15 protein-coding genes are annotated in these 20,762 nt (G+C 53.7%); 11 read left to right on the plus strand and 4 right to left on the minus strand.

Annotated features, from left to right (window positions below):
• Positions 1-89 precede the first annotated feature (89 nt).
• Positions 90-2,549, minus strand: a complete 2,460-nt coding sequence (locus HMPREF2804_RS05200; RefSeq protein ID WP_070627581.1) for a metalloregulator ArsR/SmtB family transcription factor — start codon at positions 2,547-2,549, stop codon at positions 90-92.
• Positions 2,550-2,974: 425 nt separating this feature from the next.
• On the opposite strand from HMPREF2804_RS05200, the gene HMPREF2804_RS05205 reads away from it, so the two are divergent.
• Positions 2,975-4,384 (plus strand): TrkH family potassium uptake protein, encoded by a 1,410-nt coding sequence (locus HMPREF2804_RS05205; protein WP_070536569.1) that lies wholly within the window; start codon positions 2,975-2,977, stop codon positions 4,382-4,384.
• Positions 4,377-5,039 carry a potassium channel family protein gene (locus tag HMPREF2804_RS05210; RefSeq protein ID WP_004005437.1) on the plus strand — a complete coding sequence of 221 codons (663 nt, stop codon included), beginning with the start codon at positions 4,377-4,379 and terminating at the stop codon, positions 5,037-5,039. The genes HMPREF2804_RS05205 and HMPREF2804_RS05210 overlap by 8 nt, the downstream gene beginning before the upstream one ends.
• An 88-nt stretch (positions 5,040-5,127) precedes the next feature.
• On the opposite strand, the gene proC is transcribed toward HMPREF2804_RS05210, so the two are convergent.
• On the minus strand, positions 5,128-5,976 hold the full coding sequence (gene proC, locus HMPREF2804_RS05215) for a pyrroline-5-carboxylate reductase (protein WP_070627583.1): 849 nt from the start codon (positions 5,974-5,976) through the stop codon (positions 5,128-5,130).
• A gap of 159 nt (positions 5,977-6,135) precedes the next feature.
• On the opposite strand from proC, the gene HMPREF2804_RS05220 reads away from it, so the two are divergent.
• From HMPREF2804_RS05220 to HMPREF2804_RS10750, 8 genes are all read left to right on the plus strand, one after another.
• Entirely contained in the window at positions 6,136-7,488 is a 1,353-nt protein-coding gene (locus HMPREF2804_RS05220) for a chloride channel protein (RefSeq protein WP_070627585.1), read from the plus strand.
• A 319-nt stretch (positions 7,489-7,807) separates the two neighbouring features.
• Positions 7,808-8,005, plus strand: a complete 198-nt coding sequence (locus HMPREF2804_RS05225; RefSeq protein ID WP_037231202.1) for a hypothetical protein — start codon at positions 7,808-7,810, stop codon at positions 8,003-8,005.
• Between the two features lie 80 nt (positions 8,006-8,085).
• The gene (locus tag HMPREF2804_RS05230; RefSeq protein ID WP_070627587.1) at positions 8,086-9,441 is read left to right on the plus strand and encodes a hypothetical protein; all 1,356 of its coding nucleotides are present in this window, start codon (positions 8,086-8,088) and stop codon (positions 9,439-9,441) included.
• Between the two features lie 435 nt (positions 9,442-9,876).
• Positions 9,877-10,365 carry a hypothetical protein gene (locus tag HMPREF2804_RS05235; protein ID WP_004005442.1) on the plus strand — a complete coding sequence of 163 codons (489 nt, stop codon included), beginning with the start codon at positions 9,877-9,879 and terminating at the stop codon, positions 10,363-10,365.
• A gap of 387 nt (positions 10,366-10,752) precedes the next feature.
• Complete coding sequence (locus tag HMPREF2804_RS05240; RefSeq protein ID WP_070627589.1) at positions 10,753-12,576, plus strand: pentapeptide repeat-containing protein; 1,824 nt, start codon at positions 10,753-10,755, stop codon at positions 12,574-12,576.
• 117 nt (positions 12,577-12,693) lie between these two features.
• Positions 12,694-13,488 carry a hypothetical protein gene (locus tag HMPREF2804_RS05245; RefSeq protein WP_246824168.1) on the plus strand — a complete coding sequence of 265 codons (795 nt, stop codon included), beginning with the start codon at positions 12,694-12,696 and terminating at the stop codon, positions 13,486-13,488.
• A gap of 78 nt (positions 13,489-13,566) precedes the next feature.
• Positions 13,567-15,495 carry a hypothetical protein gene (locus HMPREF2804_RS05250; protein WP_246824169.1) on the plus strand — a complete coding sequence of 643 codons (1,929 nt, stop codon included), beginning with the start codon at positions 13,567-13,569 and terminating at the stop codon, positions 15,493-15,495.
• A 293-nt stretch (positions 15,496-15,788) separates the two neighbouring features.
• Positions 15,789-17,795, plus strand: coding sequence for a hypothetical protein (locus HMPREF2804_RS10750; RefSeq protein ID WP_210399310.1), 2,007 nt, complete (start codon positions 15,789-15,791; stop codon positions 17,793-17,795).
• Positions 17,796-17,952: 157 nt separating this feature from the next.
• Here the strand turns inward: HMPREF2804_RS10750 and HMPREF2804_RS05260 are convergent, their stop codons facing one another.
• Positions 17,953-18,516, minus strand: coding sequence for an SMI1/KNR4 family protein (locus tag HMPREF2804_RS05260; RefSeq protein WP_070627591.1), 564 nt, complete (start codon positions 18,514-18,516; stop codon positions 17,953-17,955).
• Positions 18,517-18,693: 177 nt separating this feature from the next.
• Here HMPREF2804_RS05260 and rhuM point away from each other — a divergent pair, with 177 nt between their 5' ends.
• Positions 18,694-19,659 (plus strand): virulence RhuM family protein/type II toxin-antitoxin system death-on-curing family toxin, encoded by a 966-nt coding sequence (gene rhuM / locus HMPREF2804_RS05265; RefSeq protein WP_070627593.1) that lies wholly within the window; start codon positions 18,694-18,696, stop codon positions 19,657-19,659.
• A 31-nt stretch (positions 19,660-19,690) separates the two neighbouring features.
• Here rhuM and HMPREF2804_RS05270 read toward each other — a convergent pair whose 3' ends face one another.
• Positions 19,691-20,662: a Ppx/GppA family phosphatase gene (locus HMPREF2804_RS05270; RefSeq protein WP_070627595.1), complete on the minus strand. Its 972-nt coding sequence runs from the start codon at positions 20,660-20,662 to the stop codon at positions 19,691-19,693.
• Positions 20,663-20,762 lie beyond the last annotated feature (100 nt).

Below are 20,762 nucleotides of genomic sequence, written 5' to 3' on the forward strand. Positions count from 1 at the left end.
GTTAGAAGTGGGATGCTATGAGAACCATCGTGCACGCGTGCGGTCTATACCGCACAACGCCACAAGACGTATGCTGTGAAATATCCATGTTACCGGCGCCTTCCGAAAACGCGTGAAAGCAGCCCGCGCGGGGGTTCTTTCGGGGTATCTGCAGTGCCGAATGCTGAGGTGTATTCCGTCTGTGTCTGGTACGGAAGTTCCTCGTTCTTACCGGATTTTTCGGATGCCGCACTCTTCGTCTTGTCAGAGGCATCGGCTGCCTCTTCGTCCTCTTGAGGACGGGCACCCTGCACGGAACTCATTTCCGGGGTAACGACGGGCAGCACCGCCGTGAAGGTCACGGAATCTGATTTGACCGGCGCATTCTCGGCGAGCTTAGCTTCCACTGCCTTAGCCTCTTCGGATTGTGCCTGCGTCATATTCTGTGCGGCGGCAGGGGCGGCTTCTGCTGGGGTTTCAGCACCCGATTTTTGCGCTTCCTGAGCGGTTGACGATGACTCTTCCACCTGAGCCGCCGGTTTTTTCTCGGGCTCCTGAGTTTTTGCTGCGGCACCTGTGGAGGCGGTACCTTTAGCAGACCTAACCGTTGCGGGTTTTGCCGGTTCCTTGGTATCGGGCGAGCCAGCGTTCCCCTGACCTTTCTCGGTCTGCTTTTTCTGCGCAGTACCCTGTACCGCACGTTCCCCATTTTCCGTGCTCTTTTCGGCAGTGTCGATGCCGTAGCTCACGGTAGAAGATGTGCCGGGCTGGGCGGCGGTTTGTGCGTTGGTCGCCGTGGTTTCGGCGGGCTTATCCTCGGGTTTCTTCTCGGATGCAGCCGCCTGTATCGGGGATTCGGCGGGCTTCGCAGCCTGGGCTGGGGTTTCTTGAGAACCAGTGTGCGCTTCGGTTTTCGCACCGGGTTTTCCGGTATGCGCCTGCGCCGCCCGTTCCGAACCCGGCTTCGGGGCAGAAACCTCTTCACGGACCGATTGTGCCTGAGCCGATTCTGTTTTCGCGGCGGTTTGAGCCTGCGGCGAAGGTGATTCGGGTTTCTGAGGCTTTGCCTGAGAGCTCTTGTGAGCATCCTTCACGGGCTTCTGCGCTTCGGCCTTCGCGGCGTGAGAGGTCTGTTTAGACTCGGCGGAGCTCGGCTTCGCGGGCTTAGCACCCTCGGATTGCTGGGCAGGCTGCTGAGCGCCTGAGACGTGCGTGCGCTCTTGAGTCTGTGCTTCAACGTGAGGCTGCTTCGTATCGTGCGAACGCGCGGGAGCCTTAGTCTGCTCGGTGCCCTTCACAGACGGTTCAGCGCCTTTCTGATCTGACACGCTCTTGTCGGTCTTCTCGCTCTTTACTGCTTCAGGCTTTGCCTGTGCGGTCTTATCCTGCGACTTTGACCGGGGAACAAAACCGCGAGCCTCGGGCGAGAACCCCTGCTGACCGTCATCAATTCCGTCGTCATACCCATAGGACTGCTGCGGTTTCTCCTGATAGGAAGACCCCGAAGGCGTGAAAGGACGCATGGGAATAAATTCGTTTTCCTCAACGGTTCCGGCGGTTTCTGTGCCCTCTTCCGATGCGGCGGGTGCCGCCTGCTGAGCGGGTTTTGACACGATGCGCGCGGCGGATTTAGTCGAGGTCTTCGGCCCCAGACCGGAGGTCACCGAACTCTCGGCAGAACGTGCCTCATCATCAAAAATGGCGGGTTTTGCAATCGCGGCGGTCGTCGTCTTCTTCTTAGCAGACGATTCGCCCTCAGTGTGCGAATCATGAGCGCCAGTCTCGTGGGAAGCGCCCTGCCCATCGCGATCTTTCTGCCCGGAAGCCTTCTCGGCATCCCGCTCGCCCGAAAGGCTCGCTCCGGGCTTCACACCAGCGTTCGCGGAACCGGTAGAACCGGGGAAAGCCTCGAAACGCTTACGCTGCGGAAGGGTCTTGGATACACGTTCCTGAGGCGTCGGCTCAGGCTGCTCAACGACGGAGGAGGATTCAACGGGCTGGGCGGGCGCATCCGAATCCGAGGTCTTATCTTGATCTTGTACATCTTGAGCATGGGCAGTGGCAGCTTCACCAGCGGTTTCCTCGGTGGTTTTACCGGTAGCTTTAGGGCGCTGCTCTGTATCTTGCTGTTTTTGCTTGTCGGTCTCAGACTCGCCAGCGTGCGCAGTTTTCTCAGTCTTGGCCTCGGCGCTGGGCTTTTCAGTCTTTTCGGTTTTTGCGGTGTCATCGTCTGAGGACTCGACAACATCGACAACCTCAATCACGGAAGCCTGTTTAATCTGCGACTCCCGCTGTTCCTTCGTGCTGTGTGCAATCGCCTGTATATCGGCAACCCAGGCGGTGATCTCGTCAAATACTTCAGGGTTCAGCGAATAGAGGCGGCGCTGCCCCTCGACCAGCACGGTGACTGCCCGTGCCTCACGTAGAACCTTAAGGTGCTTTGAGATAGTGGGTTGGCTCATGTTCAAGTGCTCAACAACGGCACCAACAGTACGTGTTTGTTCAGCCAGAAGATGAACGATATTGCGGCGGGTGGGGGCCGCGATCACTGAAAAAACGTCTGATTGCATATAGCGATTATGACATATTTCGGCGTATGCTCGATACCTGTTTTATGGGTTCTAGCCCGAAACTACGCGGTTTTTCGCTAAGCTTTCCGCGTATATTACCAAATGCTCATAATATTCCGTTCTAGCTATATACCGTTTAGGGCATATACACGCCCGTACAGTGCATGCACCACAACAACCGTTCCAACATTATCCCTAGAAATACCTATGATGTTCCGCTCAGCTGCATGCCTGGGCGATACACTAGAGAAAGCTAAACATCCCCACCAAGACCGTACCCCGCCCAAACTCTGCGCACGATCGGAAAGGAGGCACCCGTGGGACGCTATCTACGTCGCCTGCGCGCACATCAGCGCAAACGGGTGCGCGATTTTTCTGAGGGTCGCATCTCCACCGCTATCGGCAAAGTTCCGTCTACATCGCCGATGATGTATGAACAGGAAGAGGTTACTCGCCGCTTCAACCCCTTCGATATCCGAAGCTACGAGAAGCTGCGCAACCTTATTGATACGACTGTCTTCTCCTCACCTTCGCGAACCGCTATCGCATCCTTCTTTCTGGTGATCATTTTCTTCACCGTAACGTTGAGCCTGCCAATTTCTTCGGTCACGGGCGAACCTGCGCCATTTCACCATGCATTCTTCACCGCCACCAGTGCAGTGACCGTGACCGGTTTGACGACCGTTTCAACAGCAGCCCAGTGGTCAGTATTCGGGCAGGTTATGATTCTGCTCGCCTGTCAGATTGGTGGTTTAGGGGCGCTGACCATGACCTCGCTTCTTGCCCTGGCGATCGGGCGGAAAATGGGTTTGCGCTCTAAACTTATCGCGCAGGAAGAGCTCAGTATCGGGCGACTCGGTGAGGTCGGCAGCGTGCTTCGTACCGTCGCTTATACCTCAATCGGGATCGAATCGACGATCGCCCTCGTTCTTACCCCGCGTTTTCTGCTTCTTGGCGAGAATCTGCCCACCAGCCTGTGGCACGGTATTTTCTACGCCATTTCGTCCTTTAATAACGCCGGGTTCACCCCGCATTCCGATGGCTTAGTACCCTATGGACACGATTTTTTCGTGCTCGCACCCGTCAGCATCGCGGTGTTCTTGGGGGCACTCGGGTTCCCCGTGCTGATGACGATTCAGCAGAAACCCTTTCGGCCCCGCGACTGGACTCTAACGACCAAACTCACGGTGACGACCACGAGCATCCTGTTCGTGCTGGGTGCCCTGCTCTGGGGCATAGCCGAATGGGCAAATCCGCGTACTATCGGCAATTACGGTGCGGGTGAGAAAGTTCTCAGCTCGATTTTCGCTTCCATCATGACGCGCTCGGGCGGGTTCAACCTGGTCGACATGAACGATATCCGCCCGGTCACCGGCCTCATAACCGATGTGCTCATGTTTATCGGCGGCGGCTCAGCATCTACCGCAGGCGGCGTGAAAGTCACCACGATTGCCGTGATTATGCTTGCAATTATTGCGGAGGCACGCGGTGACCAATTCGTGATGACTTTCGGGCGCACTATCCCGGTGTCGGCGCTACGCATCGCCATTTCGGTGACGATGATGAGTACCGGAATTGTGCTTGTGGGCACCGGAGTTCTGCTGGCGATAACGGACCAGCCGCTCGTGCGCGTGCTCTTTGAAGTCATTTCCGCGTACGCAACCTGTGGACTGTCAAATGGGCTCTCCACGGAACTGCCGCCCTCGGGCATCTATGTGCTCTCCCTGCTCATGTTTATTGGGCGAATCGGCACCATTACCGCCGCCACCGGTTTGGCGCTGAGGTCTCGCCGCCGCCTGTATAAGTACCCCGAAGAAAGGCCCGTCATTGGCTAGTAACCACAACGCCCCCGTACTGATTATTGGGTTAGGACGGTTCGGTTCGGCGACCGCAGCCCAGCTTCATGCCCAGAATAAAGAGGTTCTCGCCATTGAGAAAGACCCCGAGATTGCGCAGAAATGGACGGGCGTGCTCACCCATGTGGTCTCGGCAGATGCTCGCGATATTGACGCGCTCAGGCAGCTGGGCGCGAGCGATTTCGGGTCTGCGGTTGTGGGTGTGGGTACCTCGATTGAGGCTTCCGTGCTGATTACCGCGAACCTGGTCGATCTGGGGGTTGAGCGGATTTGGGCGAAGGCGATCACCCCCTCACACGGCAAGATTCTAGAGCGTATTGGCGCGCATCATGTGGTCTACCCGGAGGCGGATGCGGGCCGCCGCGCCGCACACCTGGTGTCGGGGCGCATGCTGGACTATATCGAGTTCGACGACGATTTTGCGATTGCCAAGATGCGCCCGCCGAAGGAGACTCACGGGTTCACCCTGGCGGAGTCGGATATTCGTGCGAAATACGGGGTGTCTGTGGTGGGTATTAAGTCTCCTGGCGAGGAGTTTACCTATGCGGATGCGGCAACGCGCATCCATTCCCGGGATATTCTGATTGTCTCGGGGCAGGTGGATCTGATCGAGCGTTTCGCGGCCCGCCCTTAGATTCTGTCTTCCCCTTCTTCGTCATAAAAAGAGCCTTTATTGAATAAAGGCTCTTTTTATGTAGGGAGAGGTAGGCAGGAGGCGGGGGCTAGTCAGCCGTGTACTGTTCGCTCAGCTCTGCGGAGCGGGCGGCGCAGGCGCGCATAGCATCCTCGGTGAGATCGAAAAGTCCCTTGTCAATAAAGGTATTGATGGCGCGCTCAGTGGTTCCGTTCGGGCTGGTAACAGCCTTACGCAGGGCGGCGGCATCCGGGTTACTATCCAGCAGGTACCCTGCTCCCGCAATCGTTGCGGATGCGAGCCTCTGTGCGGTCTCTTCATCCAGGCCGAGCTTCACACCGGCACTCGCCATAGTCTCTGCCAGCAGGAACCCGTAGGCGGGGCCGGATCCCGAAACGGCGGTGACCGCATCCATCTGGTCTTCTCGAACCTGCACTACTAGGCCTACGGTCTCTAGGATCTTCTCGGCGAGCGCAAGCTGCTTCTCAGTCACTGCCTCACTCACCGAGATCGCCAGCACGCCTTTACCCACGCTTGAGGGTGTATTGGGCATGCAGCGGATCACCGGCTGACCCGCAGGAAGAGCCTTCTGCAGCGTATCGAGGGTGACTCCTGCCGCCACCGAAATGACGAGTGCATCCGGGGCGAGGTCGGGCGAAATTTCGCGTGCCAGCTCGACGATTCCATAGGGTTTAACCCCCAGAAGCACTACGGATGCGCCGCTGACCGCCTCACGGTTGGCTTCGGGCTTGAGCTCGCACCCGATCACGACGGCGTCTCGCCCGTTAGGCCCTAACTGATGGCGCAGGCGGTCTATGGAGTTTTTACTGCGCACGGTGGCGCGGATAGCTTCTGCGGGGTACCCGCCCGCGATGAGCCCGGCAGCGATGGAACCGTTCATGGAGCCGGTGCCGAGGAATGCTATATGTTCGGTCATCTTCGATCCTTACTGTCTGCTTCGTTCGTGTCGCGGGGTGTATGCCACCCGCACCACGGGGTATGTTATCTAGCATACAATCCAACACCGGATCCGGCGGCTCCCCGCATGTACTCTGGTACAAAAAAGAGCTGTGGTTCGCGGCTAGAATGTAAAACGATGAAAACACGTCTGATTCGCTGTGCCCACCTTCTGCTGTGCACCGTGCTGGTTGGCGCGGCTACCGGTGGCGGGGCGATTATTCTGCACTACCTCCTGGATATCATGCAGGAGCTCACGTTCGGGCATACGGAGGCGGAGCATCCGATCGTGACGGATCACAGCGATACTGTTCGACGTGTACTGGTGCTGATCGCGGTGGGCGTGGTGGTCTCTATCATCTGGTTTTTGCTTCAGCGGCGCACTAAGCTGGTGTCCGTTAAGGCGCAGATTCGCGGCGAAATTCCGCAGGAGCGCCGCCCGGGATTTCTACGGCAAACCCTGCACAGCCTCACTCAGATTGTGGCCGTGGGTGCGGGTGCACCGGTGGGTAAAGAGGTTGCCCCGCGCGAGCTGGGCGCACTGTTTGCTGGGCGTCTGGCGAATCTGATGCGCATCCCGCAGACCGTGCGCCCGGTGCTGGTAGCCTCGGCTGCGGCGGCGGGTTTAGCGGCTGTGTACCAGGTTCCGGTGGGCGGTTTTGTTTTCCTGTTTGAGACTCTCGGTTTAGCGCTGTCGCTGCGCAATATTTTCACCGGTGCGATCCTGATTTTTGTGGCAACCTGCACCGCGAATCTGGTGATTTCGGATGCGCCCACCTACCCCGTCCCGCAGCTGCAGACCACCGGTGAATCGCTGCTGCTCGCGGTTGTTCTTGGTCTGGCTATCACTCCCCTGGCGCTGTGGTTCCGGGCGGCATCTCAGCGCGCAGAGAGCCGCAAGACCACGAATTGGAACGTGCTCTGGCGGCTTCCTCTGGTACTTGCGCTGGTGGCGGTGACCTCGATTTTCCTGCCGGAGATTCTGGGGAACGGCCGCCCGCTGACCCAGCATATTTTCGATGCCGCATCCGGTTTATCTTCGGGCTCCAGCAGGCTTGACGCGACAGCCTTAGGCCAGGCTCTTCTCTATGCTCTCGCGCTGCTGGCAGCCAAAGCGATCCTGGTGGTGGCGAGCCTGCGTAACGGTGCCTACGGAGGCACGCTCACACCAGGGTTAGCCTTGGGCTCCGCCTGTGGTTTCGTGCTTACGGGCGCTCTAATCCTCGTGTTCCCGACGCTGACTCAGCTTCAACCGGGCGCGGGAGCGCTTCATGCATCAGAACTTCTCGGGACCGCCGGGCTGCTGGGCGCCGTCACTTTCCTGAGCCTGTCGATGAACGCCCCGCTAAGTGCCTGCGCCCTGATTCTCGGGTTCGCCGGGCAAGACTGGCAGGCGTATGCACCTTTCGCGGTAGCGGTCGGGGTGGCATGGGGTGTCAAATACCTGTGGATGCGCTTGGGCAACAAAACACAACCATCCCGCAGGCCGTAACGTCTGGCCAGCGTTAAGTAGCGTTAAGTATCGGCTGGCTGAGCACATGTAAGGGAATTTCGCGTGCTTCACGCGTGTCGCACAGGTGGCATGCACAGGTTTCTTGCGTGGATGCAGCTATAATAATTTACTTTACAGTGCATCTATTTTAGGTGTGTTCAGATTCTTCTACCCGCCGTCGGTTTCATAACTACGGTACCGCGGGCAAAGATTCACCGGGCTTTCCGGGCGATGCACACACCCGAAAGAGGGTGCCTGCCGCGCATCCGACTGCAGGCTCAAGCTCGACTATACATATGGTGTTGTGCAAGGTAACTTCGTGTTGTACGCTGACTTGGAGATATCTCTCGCTATCCTTAAAGAGCCCAATATTTCCGGGGTGTTTAGGCAACTCGTGCCCGTTTTGGGTACTATTGCAGAGGTTATCCCGCGAAATTCCAGTTCGCAGCCTAGCCATACCGCCGACCGCGCCTTAGCTGAGCTCTTACCGGTGCCTAGCACCCGCTGGATTTTCTAGGCGGAAAACCACCCCGCCCGCACCAGCTCGACACCTGCCCACAGACTTTAACACCAGCCACAGCATCCGAGGGAGACACGATGAGCGATAAGAATCCTCATACCTCTGAGCGCATACAGGATTCGCACCATCAGGGAGGTGCGCCTTTCAGCAATCCTCGACGCTCTCAGACTTCGACGACTGTGCAGCACGCGCAGGAAGAATCACCTGCCCAAAACTCGCTGCCCCCTCAGGATGCCAGGCCGGATGCGCGTGGCCAGGCTCAGCAGACAGCGCAGGATCCGCAAAGTGCGAAGACTCAAGAGTCCGCTCAGAAACCTGCCGAGGATTCCCCGGCCGAGAGCGCTCACGCCACCCAGTCCACGCCATGGGGCTCACAGACCTCAAATCCCCAGCCTGCCGAGGTCGAGAACGTTCAACCCGCCGCCGTTGAGATCGATACGAACACCCCTGCGGAGGCGCTTCCCCAGAGCATTTCACGCCCGGATGCTGACGAGGCTGTGCACCACGAAAATACGCAGACCCGTCAGCTGCCGGTGCAGAGCCGACCTGAGCAGGGCCCGCTAAGCTCGTATCTTTCGGAGAAACCACAGGATGCTGAGGCTCCTGAACCCGCCGCCGCACACGCGGAGGCACCGGAGGCTGAACCTGCCGATAACATTCCGCAGTCCATCTCGCGCCCGGATGCTGACGAGGCTGGCGACGCGGAAGACGTGAGGACCCGCCAGCTTCCCGCCCAGGCCCAGGAACAGGGCGCATTCCCGTCCATCGCCGATACGATGTCTGCCGCTCGGGCAGAGCGCGGGTCTAGTGCCCCTGCCGACTCCACCGCATCCGAGGCACAGGCTCCCGCAGAGAAAACCGGGGCTAAGAAGGTCTATGAAGATACCATGCCCGCATCCGCAATTCCGATCATTACGGCGAACACCCCGGCGGTATCGGTCGGGGCACCGGCAAGCGGTCAGATAGCCGCGGCCACGGGTTCGGTGCCTGCGGATGCCGAGAAAACCCCCGAGCAGAAACGTTCGCGCGAGCTCAAGACCATTGTTACGGTAACCGCGATTCGTACTGTTCTGCTTGCCGCGTGCCTGGTGATGTATGGTTTCGGCTTTGGCGGCGGCGGAACCTTCAACATGATGCTTGGCTACGGCGGCGCTGTATATATGCTCGTGCAGATTGCGGCGTGTATTTTCGCGGTGCGCTCGAAGTCTACGAAGGGCATGCGCATCCTGAATGGAATTAGCGCCGGATTGGGTATTATTCTGCTGATCGTCACGGCGATCGTCTATGCTGGCTGGTCGGGTGAGGATTCTTCAGCCGGGGCCTATATCTTCATCATGGCGGATATTATTCTGAGCGTGATTATTGCTTCGGCTCGGTCGATTATCGAGCAGCCGAAGGAGGACGTTGAACCCGAGAGGTTAGCGCGCGAATAGGCGGTCGCTTTCTCGCAGTCTAAGGTCGGATGCGTCGGGTACGATCCTGGCGCATCCGACCTTTATGCGCGCTCTTGTGAAAAACACCAGACTCTACGGCAGAAAACTACCGGCTGGCACGGTTTGGGACTAAATGCCTGTGTACCCCGTCAAAGGGCTACAGACACTTCTAGTCTTAGAGAAGCCTGCCTAATCGGCCGATTTGTTACAGACTGTGACGTCATGCCTTGTTTACTAGACACTCGTGCTTCTTCCCCGGTATAACGCCTTCAAACCCTCGGTTGAACATGTGTATATCTGAGCTGTATTTAGCTTACGAACATTAAGTTTTGATAAATCATCCCTGAGTATGAGGGTTTTTAATGCCGCAAAGGCATAGTATAGAAACTCAACCTATACACCAGACATGCTTGCGAACCATATTTTGGGGGAATCATGAGCACACGAGCAGCATCTGCGGGAGCGTACACCGCCCTAGGCGGCGTTGAGCGTGCGCACGGCATCCCGCAGCGTGGCTCGGGTGAGGTTACCTTCAGGCATACGTTGGCATCCGTGGGGTACACGGTACGCGTTCTGTTTATGGTACTCCCGTATGTGATGACGTTCTTCGCGCTTCTGGTGAGTGGCGATTTGACTAGCGACTGGAGCCACATACTGTTCCACCCGATGGGGCAGTTCATTCTGGTATACGCGCTGGGGCATATTGTTGCGAACGTGTGCTTCAATTTTCGGATGGGCACCGGGCTGGTGCGGTCCGTCAATGCTTTGGGCGCGGTACTGTGTGTGGCGGTTTCTCCGCTGTGGTTCCGACTGCTTACGAGCGGTAACCTGGCGCTGGATGCGCTGTGGACGCTCACGATCGTGCCCCTTGAGTTTGTGGCGTGCTTGACGTTTTACATGCACGCGGTACGGAGGGATGGGTAGACCCCTCCAGACCCTCGCACAGTGTCAGTGAGAGCACCTCCTAGTGAGCACCCGACGTTCGTTCTTCCGTCGGGTGCTCACTCTCTGTCCGAAACTTTTTGCAGGGGCGCCAAAGCGGGAGCGAAAAATTTCATGGGGAACACGGTCTTCGCTTCTGGATTTTAGACACCCAGCATATTCTCGCGCGTAACAGCGCATAAGAGCGGGTAAAAGCTCCACCTGTTAAGTGCAGTGTTACCAAAATAACGCCTTGTCACGGAATATTGGAACACTGTTTATATGGCGTGGGGTGTCTCAGATTCAACTTAAAGGTGTAAAATTCCTGCTGAAGACTAGCTCTACGACAAGTACGGCATTAGACACCCACTCGCCACAAGGAGCCCCGTCATGGACGACCACCGCCTCAACGCAGAGTCACGCATACAAAGCATTACAGAACCGCCGCTTTTAGAACCTTCTAAGCCGCGGATTGCCAGACCTATCGCCTGGTCGATTCTTATATGCGCGATTCTCTGCGTAATAGCCGCAATTATTATTCCATTCCTCACCAAACAAACCACTCTCTCACTTGTGCTGTATGCGATCGGCGGTGTGCTCACAGTTCTCGCACTCATCATATTCACCCGCCGGAACCGGCCAAGCGTGGCGACGGTCGCCCACAAAAGCGTTGATATTTTTGGCGTTACACGTGCAGAACGCGAGTCTATTTACCAGCAAGCTACCGCTCAGCTTGAGGATCAGAATGCGAAAACGCGGCAGAAAAGTCTCTATACCTTTCTTGCGCTTGTCGATAAATGCCTTGAGGACGAAACTTTAAGCTACGAAGACCGCAATAAGGAGGGGCAGCGCATCGTCAATAAGATCAGCGGGTACATTCAGTCTCCGCCGATTTTTGACCCGCACGCCCTGGAGCTTACGCACGGCGCATTTCACGCGAAGAGCGCCCTTCTGCGTGAAGAAGCTGAGCTGCGTTTCGGTCTGATGCAGCAGATTCGTGACCGTCTGCGCGCCCCCTCGGATGCGGGCGGCTACCAGGACGGCCCGTGGACGAACTTTGAATACGATTTTTCGGGAAGCACCTTCTTCTACCCTATCGAGTTCAGCCGAGTCTTCTTCAATAAGACCGCCGATTTCAGTGGGTGCACCTACATGCACGAAGCCGATTTTAGCGGCACGATCTACCGTAACTGGGCGGATTTCCGCGGCTCTACCTATCTGGCGCACGCGAACTTTAGCGGGTCTTCGTACCACGGTGCGGCATCGTTGAACGATTCCGTATACCGCAGCACCGCAGACTTTAGCGGTAACCTGTACCTGGATCAGGCGAACTTTAGCGGATCTACGTACCATGAGGCGGCAACTTTCGTGAATTCCACGTACCGCAACTGGGCGGTTTTCCGTAACTCAACGTACCTTGGCGCGGCGGATTTCAGCGGCTCTGTCTATCATAATCAGGCGAACTTCCATAACTCCGTCTACACCGGCGCGGTAACCTTCAACAACTCCGTCTATCATAATCAGGCGAACTTCCATAACTCCGTCTACACACGGGTGGCGAGTTTTAGCGACTGCACCTATCATCGAGCGGATTTCAGCGGGTCTGTCTACACGGACGACGTGCATTTTAATAACTGCCGTTACGGTGGCGATGTGTATTTCCGCCGGTCTGTTTATAACGGTTGGGCTGATTTTCAGGGTTCGGTGTACAGCAAATGGGCGAATTACACGAGCTCGCTGTACTACGGCCTGGCGGGGTTCCAGAACTCGACGTATGCCGACAAGGCGCTCTTTAGGGGTTCCGTATATGACAATGCGGTGACCTTCCAGGGTTCTGTCTTTACCGGCGCAGCGCCCGCTTTCATGAATGTTGAGGCATGGGCGCAGTACATTTCGTTCTTCGCACCGACGGAGAATGTCTTCTCTCTGGGGCAGGGTCAGGGCTACGCTATTGATACCGGCGCATCTGGGCTGCCGAGCGAGTGCCCGCCGCTGGCTGTGGAGCATCGGCAGTATTTGGCGCATAAAAACGACGAGTTGCAGGAGATCACCCAGCATATTCACGGCGACGATGCGCGCAGCACCGATAGGCTAGAGCTGACCAGGGAGCTTTCGGGCAGGCTGAAGTCTACCGTTGAGGAACTGCACGCCTGGCGCGAGAAAATCACGACAATCCCGTTGCAGGAGCAAGACCGCCAGCAGGTAGGGGTTTAGGGGGTCCTCTCCCCTGTCTCTTGCGCGTCTTGCGTAAAAAGGCTCTTTATTCGAATAAAGCGTACTTTTCGCCTCTTTATTCGGATAAAGAGCCTTTTTAGCGGCTGACCGGTTGATATGAAGGATTCTTGGTACCAGAATTCCGTTGATTTCAGCGGGTGCACGTACTATGCCAGTGCCGAATTCAGCGGTTCCACCTATGAACGAAACGCCTATTTTTGCGATTCTACGTACTACGATTGGGTTTTCTTCAACAACTCAACCTATTTTGGTGATGCCCAGTGGAGCGGATCTACGTACCATGATTCAGTGCGTTTTAGCTGGTCTGTTTACTATGGTGAGGTTTCCTGCCACGATTCTGTTTACGGTGGTTCGGTCTTCTTCGATCAGTCTCTCTACTACGATGAGGCTTTATTCTATAGCTCTACCTATCGGGGCGAGACCGGGTTCGACGGTTCGCTGTACCGAGGCTCAGTTTTTGTGAGTGATTCGGTCTTTGCTGGCGAGGTTTCCCTGTACGGGTCTATTTTCTGCGATGCCCTGAATTTTGGTACCGACTTTTTCGGGGAACCGTATCCTTCGCGGTTTGTTCAGAGCGCACCCTGTTTTGTTGCTGAGAGGGATGCGCGGGCAACGTTATTTGGCTCATCCAGCAATGATTTTGCGGTTGAGGATAGCGGTTACCCTGTATCCCTCGGCACTAACGGCCTCCCTTTAGGATGCGGCTTTTTGTCTACAGAACAGGCAGACTATCTTGCGGCAAAGTTCCGGGAGGTGTACGAGGCGCGAACTTCTCTTCGTGACTCGCAGGTGCCGCAGGAGCGGCAAGAATTTCTTGAGAGGTTGGAGGGTTTCAACGAAGAGCTACGAACCTGCCGGAAGGACGTTACTACCCTGCCGCTTAGCAACTAAATTTCCCGCATGGATGGGCTTATCTACTGTAGGGTAGAAAAAGGAACACACCGCTCACTCATGAGGAATAGATAGTCGATGCCTAAAGAACGCGAAGATGTAGAGGCTACGTTAGAACAGGTCACTACGCCAGATGCTTCACAGCAGAAGAAGAAATGGCGTGCTATTGATTGTATCGCTGGTAGCACTCTTGTAATAGAAGTCTTGCTAAGCATTATCTGGGTTATTGCGTGGGTATGTGGTTATCGTTTCGAGCACCAGCTGCAAGTGTATTTAGCATTGGTTTTGATTATTCTAACCGGTGGTTATCTTGCTCTAATATTTTGCCCAATCTTCAAGAAAGATGATGATCCTCGCTGGTTCCATGCACGCATTCTTTCTAGTGGCATAGTGGGTGGCTCATATGCGTTCCTACTACCTGTCGTTATGAGCCTACCTGAAGGCAACGTTAATTCTGGTGGAGCGGCAGCACTCCGGCAAGCAATTCTTCTAGCGACAGGTGGGCTTATTGCTCTTATTGCGCTCGGTGAGACTCGCCGAAAAAATGATAACGACCGTGAAGCAGCTGAGAACCTTCGGGCGCATCAAGAAAATATGCTTATTCAACAAAAGGAACAGTTTGAAGCGAATTCTTTTAAGGAACGTAAAGCAGAACGTCGGGAGCGGTATACCAAAGCGGTAGAGCAGCTGGGCGATGAGAAAGCGCCTGTTCGTATGGGTGGCGTATATACATTTGTTGGGCTCGTGGATGAATGGCTTGAAGAAGAATCTATAGAAAAATATGAAGACAGACTCAAAGAAGGACAGGTTATTATCAATAACCTGTGTGCCTATATCCGTTCTCCATTTACCCTTGCCTCTCGTTATGATGAGCTATCTAAAGATAATCCTATATCTGAGGGAATTTATAAAGATAACCAACAGAAATTCTATTCAGATAAAGCAGAGCTTAAAGCTGAAGCAGATGTTCGTCTCGGCATTATTCAAGAAATTCACGACCGCATACAGGTCCCAGACAAAAACACGCCGGGGGCATGGTCAGACTTTGAATACGATTTCTCGGGAAGCACCTTCTTCTACCCAATAGACCTTACGAACTCTTACTACGCAAAACCTATTAATTTCAGTGGCTCCACCTACGAGGGCGGGGCTAACTTCAGCGACTCCACCTACCAGGGTTGGGCTGACTTCAGCGACTCTAGTTACAAAGGCGGGGCTTACTTCAGCGCTTCCAGCTACAAGGGTTGGGCTGACTTCACCCGCTCCACCTACCAGGGTTGGGCTGACTTCAGCGACTCCACCTACCAGGGCGAGGCTAACTTCAACGACTCTAGTTACAAAGGCGGGGCTTACTTCAGCGACTCCACCTACCAGGACGAGGCTTACTTCAGCGACTCCACCTACCAGGGCTGGGCTAACTTCAGCGACTCCACCTACCAGGACTGGGCTAACTTCAGCGACTCCACCTACCAGGACGAGGTCTACTTCCACAGCTCCACCTACAAGGCCTTGGCTTACTTCCGCCGCTCCACCTACCAGGCCTTGGCTGACTTCCGCCGCTCCACCTACCAGGATGTAGCTGACTTTAGCGGATCTATCTTCTATCAGAAAGTTTATTTTGGAGTAGACGGAGACAACAGCAGCTTTTCTCGCTTCACAGACTGTGCCCCTCAGTTCTATGATGAGACAAACCATAAAAACACACTTTTTGGCTCACCTAATAATGATTTCACAGTCGAAAACGGCAGGGGCTACCCCATTTACCGCAACCTTGAAGGCTTACCCCTTGGCTGTAAATTCCTTACTTCAGAACAGAAAGAATATCTTGAATATAAATTCCAAGAAATAGACGAAACAAAGAATAAACTTCGTGAGATAAAAGACCCCAAAGAGAAAGCAGAACTCTTGAAAAAGCTGCAAGCTCTTAACGAAAAGCTCCATGAATGGCGGGAGGAAGCCACCACGGTAAATGTGGAGGGCACAGCACCGGAAGAAAAGAATAACTAGCCGCCCGAAGGATTCACGGTCTCCACTTCCTGCCGTATGAGAACATCAAGATTCTACGGTGCCGTTTACCCCTATGAGTTTGACCCTGCTCTGACGTGGCTAGGTGTTTCTGCTACAGGGTTCAACCCGCAACGACCTCTGAATATGCACAGGACTATGCCGCTACCTGCCTGTTCAGCAAAGATTTGCAGGTAAACCTTGGGCCAAAATTCAGGAAAATCTGAAAGGTGAGCTGAAGATGCGGTAGGGTGAAAAAGGAACACACACTATCCACCTTGAGGAGCAGATCGCCAATGCCAGAAGAACGCGAAGATGTAGAGACTAAATCGTCTGATAGTCCAGAGGTATATCAGCAACCCAAGTTTATGGCGTGGTTTGAGAAGGCTTTTCCATGGCTTCTGGTTAGTGGAGCGGCGTTAGGCCTAGTTCTCATGATTTTTCTACCAGTTATTTTTTTCCAAGAGAAAACGGCTGAACAGCTTCTTGCACAAAGTAACCTACGTTTAGCGCTCCTGTATACGACCGGCGGTGTGATCGCCGCACTCGGTCTACTTGAAACCTACCGCAAGAATACTAATGACCGCACCAAAGCAAATGCAGATATTAATGCAGCTCTCAAAAACCAAGAGCACCAGGCGGAAGTTCTCAAAGAACAAATCCGACAATTCGATGAAAATGCTTTCAAAGAACGTAAAGCAGAACGCCGAGAACGGTACACCAAAGCGGTGGAACAGCTGGGCGATGAGAAGGCCCCTATCCGCATGGGCGGCGTATACACACTTGTTGGGCTCGTAGATGAGTGGCTTGAAGAAAAGAGCCTATCCGATGATGAAAGATTTAAAGAGGGGCAGGTTATTATTAATAACCTCTGCGCCTACATACGTTCCCCATTTACTCTTGCTTCTCATTATGATGAGTTATCTCAGGACAGCCCTACACCTGAAGGGATATATAAAGATAAAAAAGAAGAATTCTACATAGACAAAGCCATATTAGATTCCGAAGCAGACGTTCGCCTCAGTATTATTAATCAAATACATAAAAATATACAGTGGATCCCCAAAAACAGTACAGAGAAATTTTCTATTGATAATAAATTCAATGAAAATAAAATATACAAAGGCTCGTGGTCTATTTTTGAATATAATTTCTCGGGGAGTGTATTTTTTTACGACATAAACTTTAGTAAATCATATTGGGAAAATAAATTAGATGTATCAAATTCAAAATTCTTACTTAATCCAAAAGAAAAAGAAAACTCAAAAATATCATATTTTAGTGAATCCATATACAATCAAGCAGCGTATTTTAGAAACTGCCTACACAAACGTGGCGTAGAGTTCAACAACTCAGTTTACAAAGGCGAAGTAGATTTCGGAGAATCTTCTTACGATGGGTACGCAGCTTTCAATGATTCAACATACTATAAACCTGCTAATCTAGACTTCTCAGTTTACAATCATGGATTTTTAGCAAATCATTCAACATATTACAATAGTGTATATTTTCATGATTCAATATATAAAAATATAACAGCTTTCAATAATTCAAAATATTATAAAGAGGCAAATTTTAGTAATTCTATATATCTCAAAACCTCTAGCTTTACTCATTCCACCTATGAAGCAAAATCTGAATTCCATGATTCTATATACTATGAACCGGTTACATTCGGCGAACATACTACATATAATGGTAAAGTTGACTTCAGCAATTCTATTTATCATAGTGAAGTTTTAATCGGGGCCTCACTCTACAAAGCACTAGCAGATTTTCGAAACTCTATGTATATAGATAAAGCTGATTTTAGTTATTCCGCATTCCATGGATCCCATTATTTTGATGGTTCTGTATTCTATAAGGCATTGGATTTACATGGCTCCGTCTCTTATAAAGAAGAGCCAATATTTACTCATGATTACCCCACGTATACAGACCCTCGTCCAGAGTACGATAAAATAAATCGACATATAACTTTATTTCCTACTGTTGGAAATAATTTTAGTATTACCTTACAAGGAAACCAAGACCCTCTAGATATGTCTAATTTACTAAAATATTGTAATTCCCTAGATTCATTAATGCCTGAAAAACTAGAAGAATACAACCAAATAATTAATAAAATATACATCACAAAAGATAATTTTAAATCTGCCCAAAATATTCATGAAAAGGATAAGTATACTAAACTTTTCAAAGAAAATAATAAAGAGCTTTATAAATGGTGCAAAGAAGTAACAACGATAGTTTTTCAAAATGGTATTAAAATATCCAATCAAGAAAATATGGGAGAAAACTAAATACTCAACTACCTATTATGACGCATATAAAAAATTATTGCTCAATGCACGAATCCCCCCCCAAATCCAACGACGTACTAGTACTTTTACTAAGGTGCTCCAGTCGCATCAACATCTGGTCTTTGAGCAGACTCTGATAGTTTTCCCACGGCATATACTATTCGCCTTCTTCGTAGACATAATCCTTGAAATAGTCAGGGTCGCCGTCACTATCCAGCCAGAGCTCAAACCAGCCCAGGAAGTCCTGGCGTTCACAGCAGGGGCTAACGCCCACATCCGAGAAGCTCCACACCTCACCGGCGCACGGCCCGGCGGTAATCAGCTCATAGGTCATGCCGCACCCTTCATCCATGAGCTCAACACCCTGGTTCCCCAGCTTACGTTCAAAGGACTCGTCGCTAAGCTGCTCTTCGTCCTCCTCATCCTCCCAAACCCAGCCGTCCGTGAGCGTCATGGGGAGGGAAAGGTCTTTGTGCTCAATCTCTGCGAGCCGGTGAATGGGGCTGGCGCTGATGCTCTCCGTCTCCGGGTCGTTCCAGCCGTCACCAACCTCCAGCAGAAACAGCCGGTACGCCTGCGGCAGGCGGGTGTTGCAGGCACGCTCAAAAGCAATAATGTCTGCCTCCGAAATGGTAGGCCCCATGCTGATATTCTTCTGAGCAATTTTAGTCTTAATACGCTCGATCACGCTCGGGTATTCTTCAGGCTTATAGATAGGCACAAAAACTCCTCAATATAGATATAGTCCAGTTCACAAGTCAGCACAGGGCCTTTTTACATGCTACTGCACGCTGTTTCTCTCCCAGTGGTCCTAAAATTTATGGGTGGGCTATGCCCAATTAATTCCGGCTGAATTCATGCCATAATGGAAACACATATCCACCGTAACTCTTGTCACATGAACGAAATTAATAACTCCATCATTATCTACCAGCCGCATGCCGATCAACCCGCCGTCGATGTTCGTCTAGAAGGCGAGACGGTGTGGTTGAGCCAACGGCAGATGGCCGAGCTATTCGATGTAGATGTGCGTACCATCAGCGAGCACCTGTCCAACGTATTTTCTAGCGGTGAGCTGGAGAAAGAGGCAACTATCCGGAAATTCCGGATAGTTCGACACGAAGGTACGCGCAATGTAACGCGAAGTGTTGAGCACTACAACCTTGATGCCATTATCTCCGTGGGCTACCGCGTCAAGTCAGCGACGGCCACACAGTTCCGTATCTGGGCCACCAAACGCCTGCGCGAATACTTGGTGCAGGGGTACAGCATCAACCGGCAGCGGCTTGAGCAGCTTGGGCAGATTGTAGAGGTCATGGCGCGGGCAGATAACCACCTCGTGGCCGGTACTGGTGAAGTACTCGCAGCCTATCTACCGAGCCTGCAAGCCCTGCGCGACTACGACGAAGGCACGCTTTCTGACAGCGAGCCCACCGGGAACGCGCCAGTGTGGCAGCTCACTCATACCGAAGCGCAGGCGATCATTGCCCGCGCCCGCAGCGAATTCCCGCAAGATAGGCTTTTCGGGATCGAAAACGGGGATAAACTCAAATCGGTTGTCGCCACCATCTACCAGAGCTTCGCGGGTCAGGATCTCTACCAAACTACCGAACAAAAGGCAGCGAATTTACTGTACCTTATGGTTAAAGACCACCCACTGGTTGACGGTAATAAGCGCAGCGCAGCAGTCTTGTTCATTGAGTTTTTATCCCGGAATAACCTGCTATTTTCGGCGGATGGCACACCTCTTGTCTCGAACAACGCCCTAGCGGCAATGACCCTAATGGTCGCCATGAGCAACCCGAAAGAAAAGGACCTTATGGTAGCCCTCGTGGAGCGGCTCATTAGCCCGGTCGCTCATTAGCCTCTGCTTCCCTAACCCGCTAAGTGCGTCTCTACTCCCCCACCAGGGTCTTCGGGTCCAGCGGGGTGCTGGTGCCCTCCGCCAGGTGCTCCAGGCGCCTCAAAATAAGGCCCTCACGCAGCGCCCAGGGGCAAACACGCATCGTTTCCACACCGAACATCTCCATCGCGGCCTCAGCCGCCATTGCACCCGCGAGAACCTGGTCGGCGCGCATCCGGGAAACACCGGGCAGGTCAGCGCGCTCGGCGGGAGCCATAGCCTCCATGCGGCGAGTCCACAAGCGCAAATCCGTCACATGCATCTCACGCTTTACATGCGGCCCCGCAGAATACGGTGCCGCCCCGCAAATACGAGCCAGCGAACGGAATGTTTTCGAGGTGCCCACCACCATATTCGGCTCACCAAACGCCAGCAGCTGCTGCGCCACCGGCTCAATCTGCTCACGCACATACCTGCGCAGCCGCTTCGTCTGCTTCGGCGAAGGGGGCTGCTCATCAAAGAACTCGCGGGTCAGGCGACCGGCACCCAGCGGCACCGACATTGCCGCATCCGGTAGGGTATCCGTGCCCGTGGAGAACTCGAAAGACCCTCCCCCAATATCAAAATTCAGGATGCGCCCCGCACCCCACCCCTGCCAGCGGCGCACCGCGAAATAGGTGATAGCGGCCTCTTGATCGCCTGAAATCCCGCTCAGGCTCACCCCGGTTTTCCGCCGCACATGCTGCAGAACCTCGGCACCGTTACCGGCCTCACGAATAGCGGAGGTCGCAAAGGCGAGCAGGTCTTCGGCATTATTCTCAATGGCGAAATCGCGCGCAGACTTCACGAACTCGGTCAGCGCGGCGCGGCCTTCATCAGAAATATCACCCGACGGTGTCAAATACTGCACCAGCTGCAGCGGAATCTTATGCGAAGCGTACGGCTCGGGGCGGGCGCCCGGGTGGCCGTCAAGCAACAGCAGGTGAACAGTATTTGAGCCAACATCAAGAACACCGAGGCGCACGGCGCGCTCCTATCCCCCAGCCACCGCCGGGATAACGTACAACTTCATTAAGTGTGGCATAAGTCGCCGCATGATGCGCGCAATCCACCGCCGGGTCTGC

Source organism: Rothia sp. HMSC065G12 (genome assembly GCF_001811455.1).
GTDB classification, from domain to species: Bacteria; Actinomycetota; Actinomycetes; order Actinomycetales; family Micrococcaceae; genus Rothia; species Rothia dentocariosa.

Bases quoted from the DNA above. Each gene is read 5' to 3' on its own strand.
- HMPREF2804_RS05200 (WP_070627581.1), bottom strand. From the start codon at position 2,549: ATGCAATCAGACGTTTTTTCAGTGATCGCGGCCCCCACCCGCCGCAAT.
- HMPREF2804_RS05205 (WP_070536569.1), top strand. From the start codon at position 2,975: ATGATGTATGAACAGGAAGAGGTTACTCGCCGCTTCAACCCCTTCGAT.
- proC (WP_070627583.1), bottom strand. From the start codon at position 5,976: ATGACCGAACATATAGCATTCCTCGGCACCGGCTCCATGAACGGTTCC.
- HMPREF2804_RS05220 (WP_070627585.1), top strand. From the start codon at position 6,136: ATGAAAACACGTCTGATTCGCTGTGCCCACCTTCTGCTGTGCACCGTG.
- HMPREF2804_RS05230 (WP_070627587.1), top strand. From the start codon at position 8,086: ATGAGCGATAAGAATCCTCATACCTCTGAGCGCATACAGGATTCGCAC.
- HMPREF2804_RS05235 (WP_004005442.1), top strand. From the start codon at position 9,877: ATGAGCACACGAGCAGCATCTGCGGGAGCGTACACCGCCCTAGGCGGC.
- HMPREF2804_RS05240 (WP_070627589.1), top strand. From the start codon at position 10,753: ATGGACGACCACCGCCTCAACGCAGAGTCACGCATACAAAGCATTACA.
- HMPREF2804_RS05245 (WP_246824168.1), top strand. From the start codon at position 12,694: ATGAAGGATTCTTGGTACCAGAATTCCGTTGATTTCAGCGGGTGCACG.
- HMPREF2804_RS05250 (WP_246824169.1), top strand. From the start codon at position 13,567: ATGCCTAAAGAACGCGAAGATGTAGAGGCTACGTTAGAACAGGTCACT.
- HMPREF2804_RS10750 (WP_210399310.1), top strand. From the start codon at position 15,789: ATGCCAGAAGAACGCGAAGATGTAGAGACTAAATCGTCTGATAGTCCA.
- rhuM (WP_070627593.1), top strand. From the start codon at position 18,694: ATGAACGAAATTAATAACTCCATCATTATCTACCAGCCGCATGCCGAT.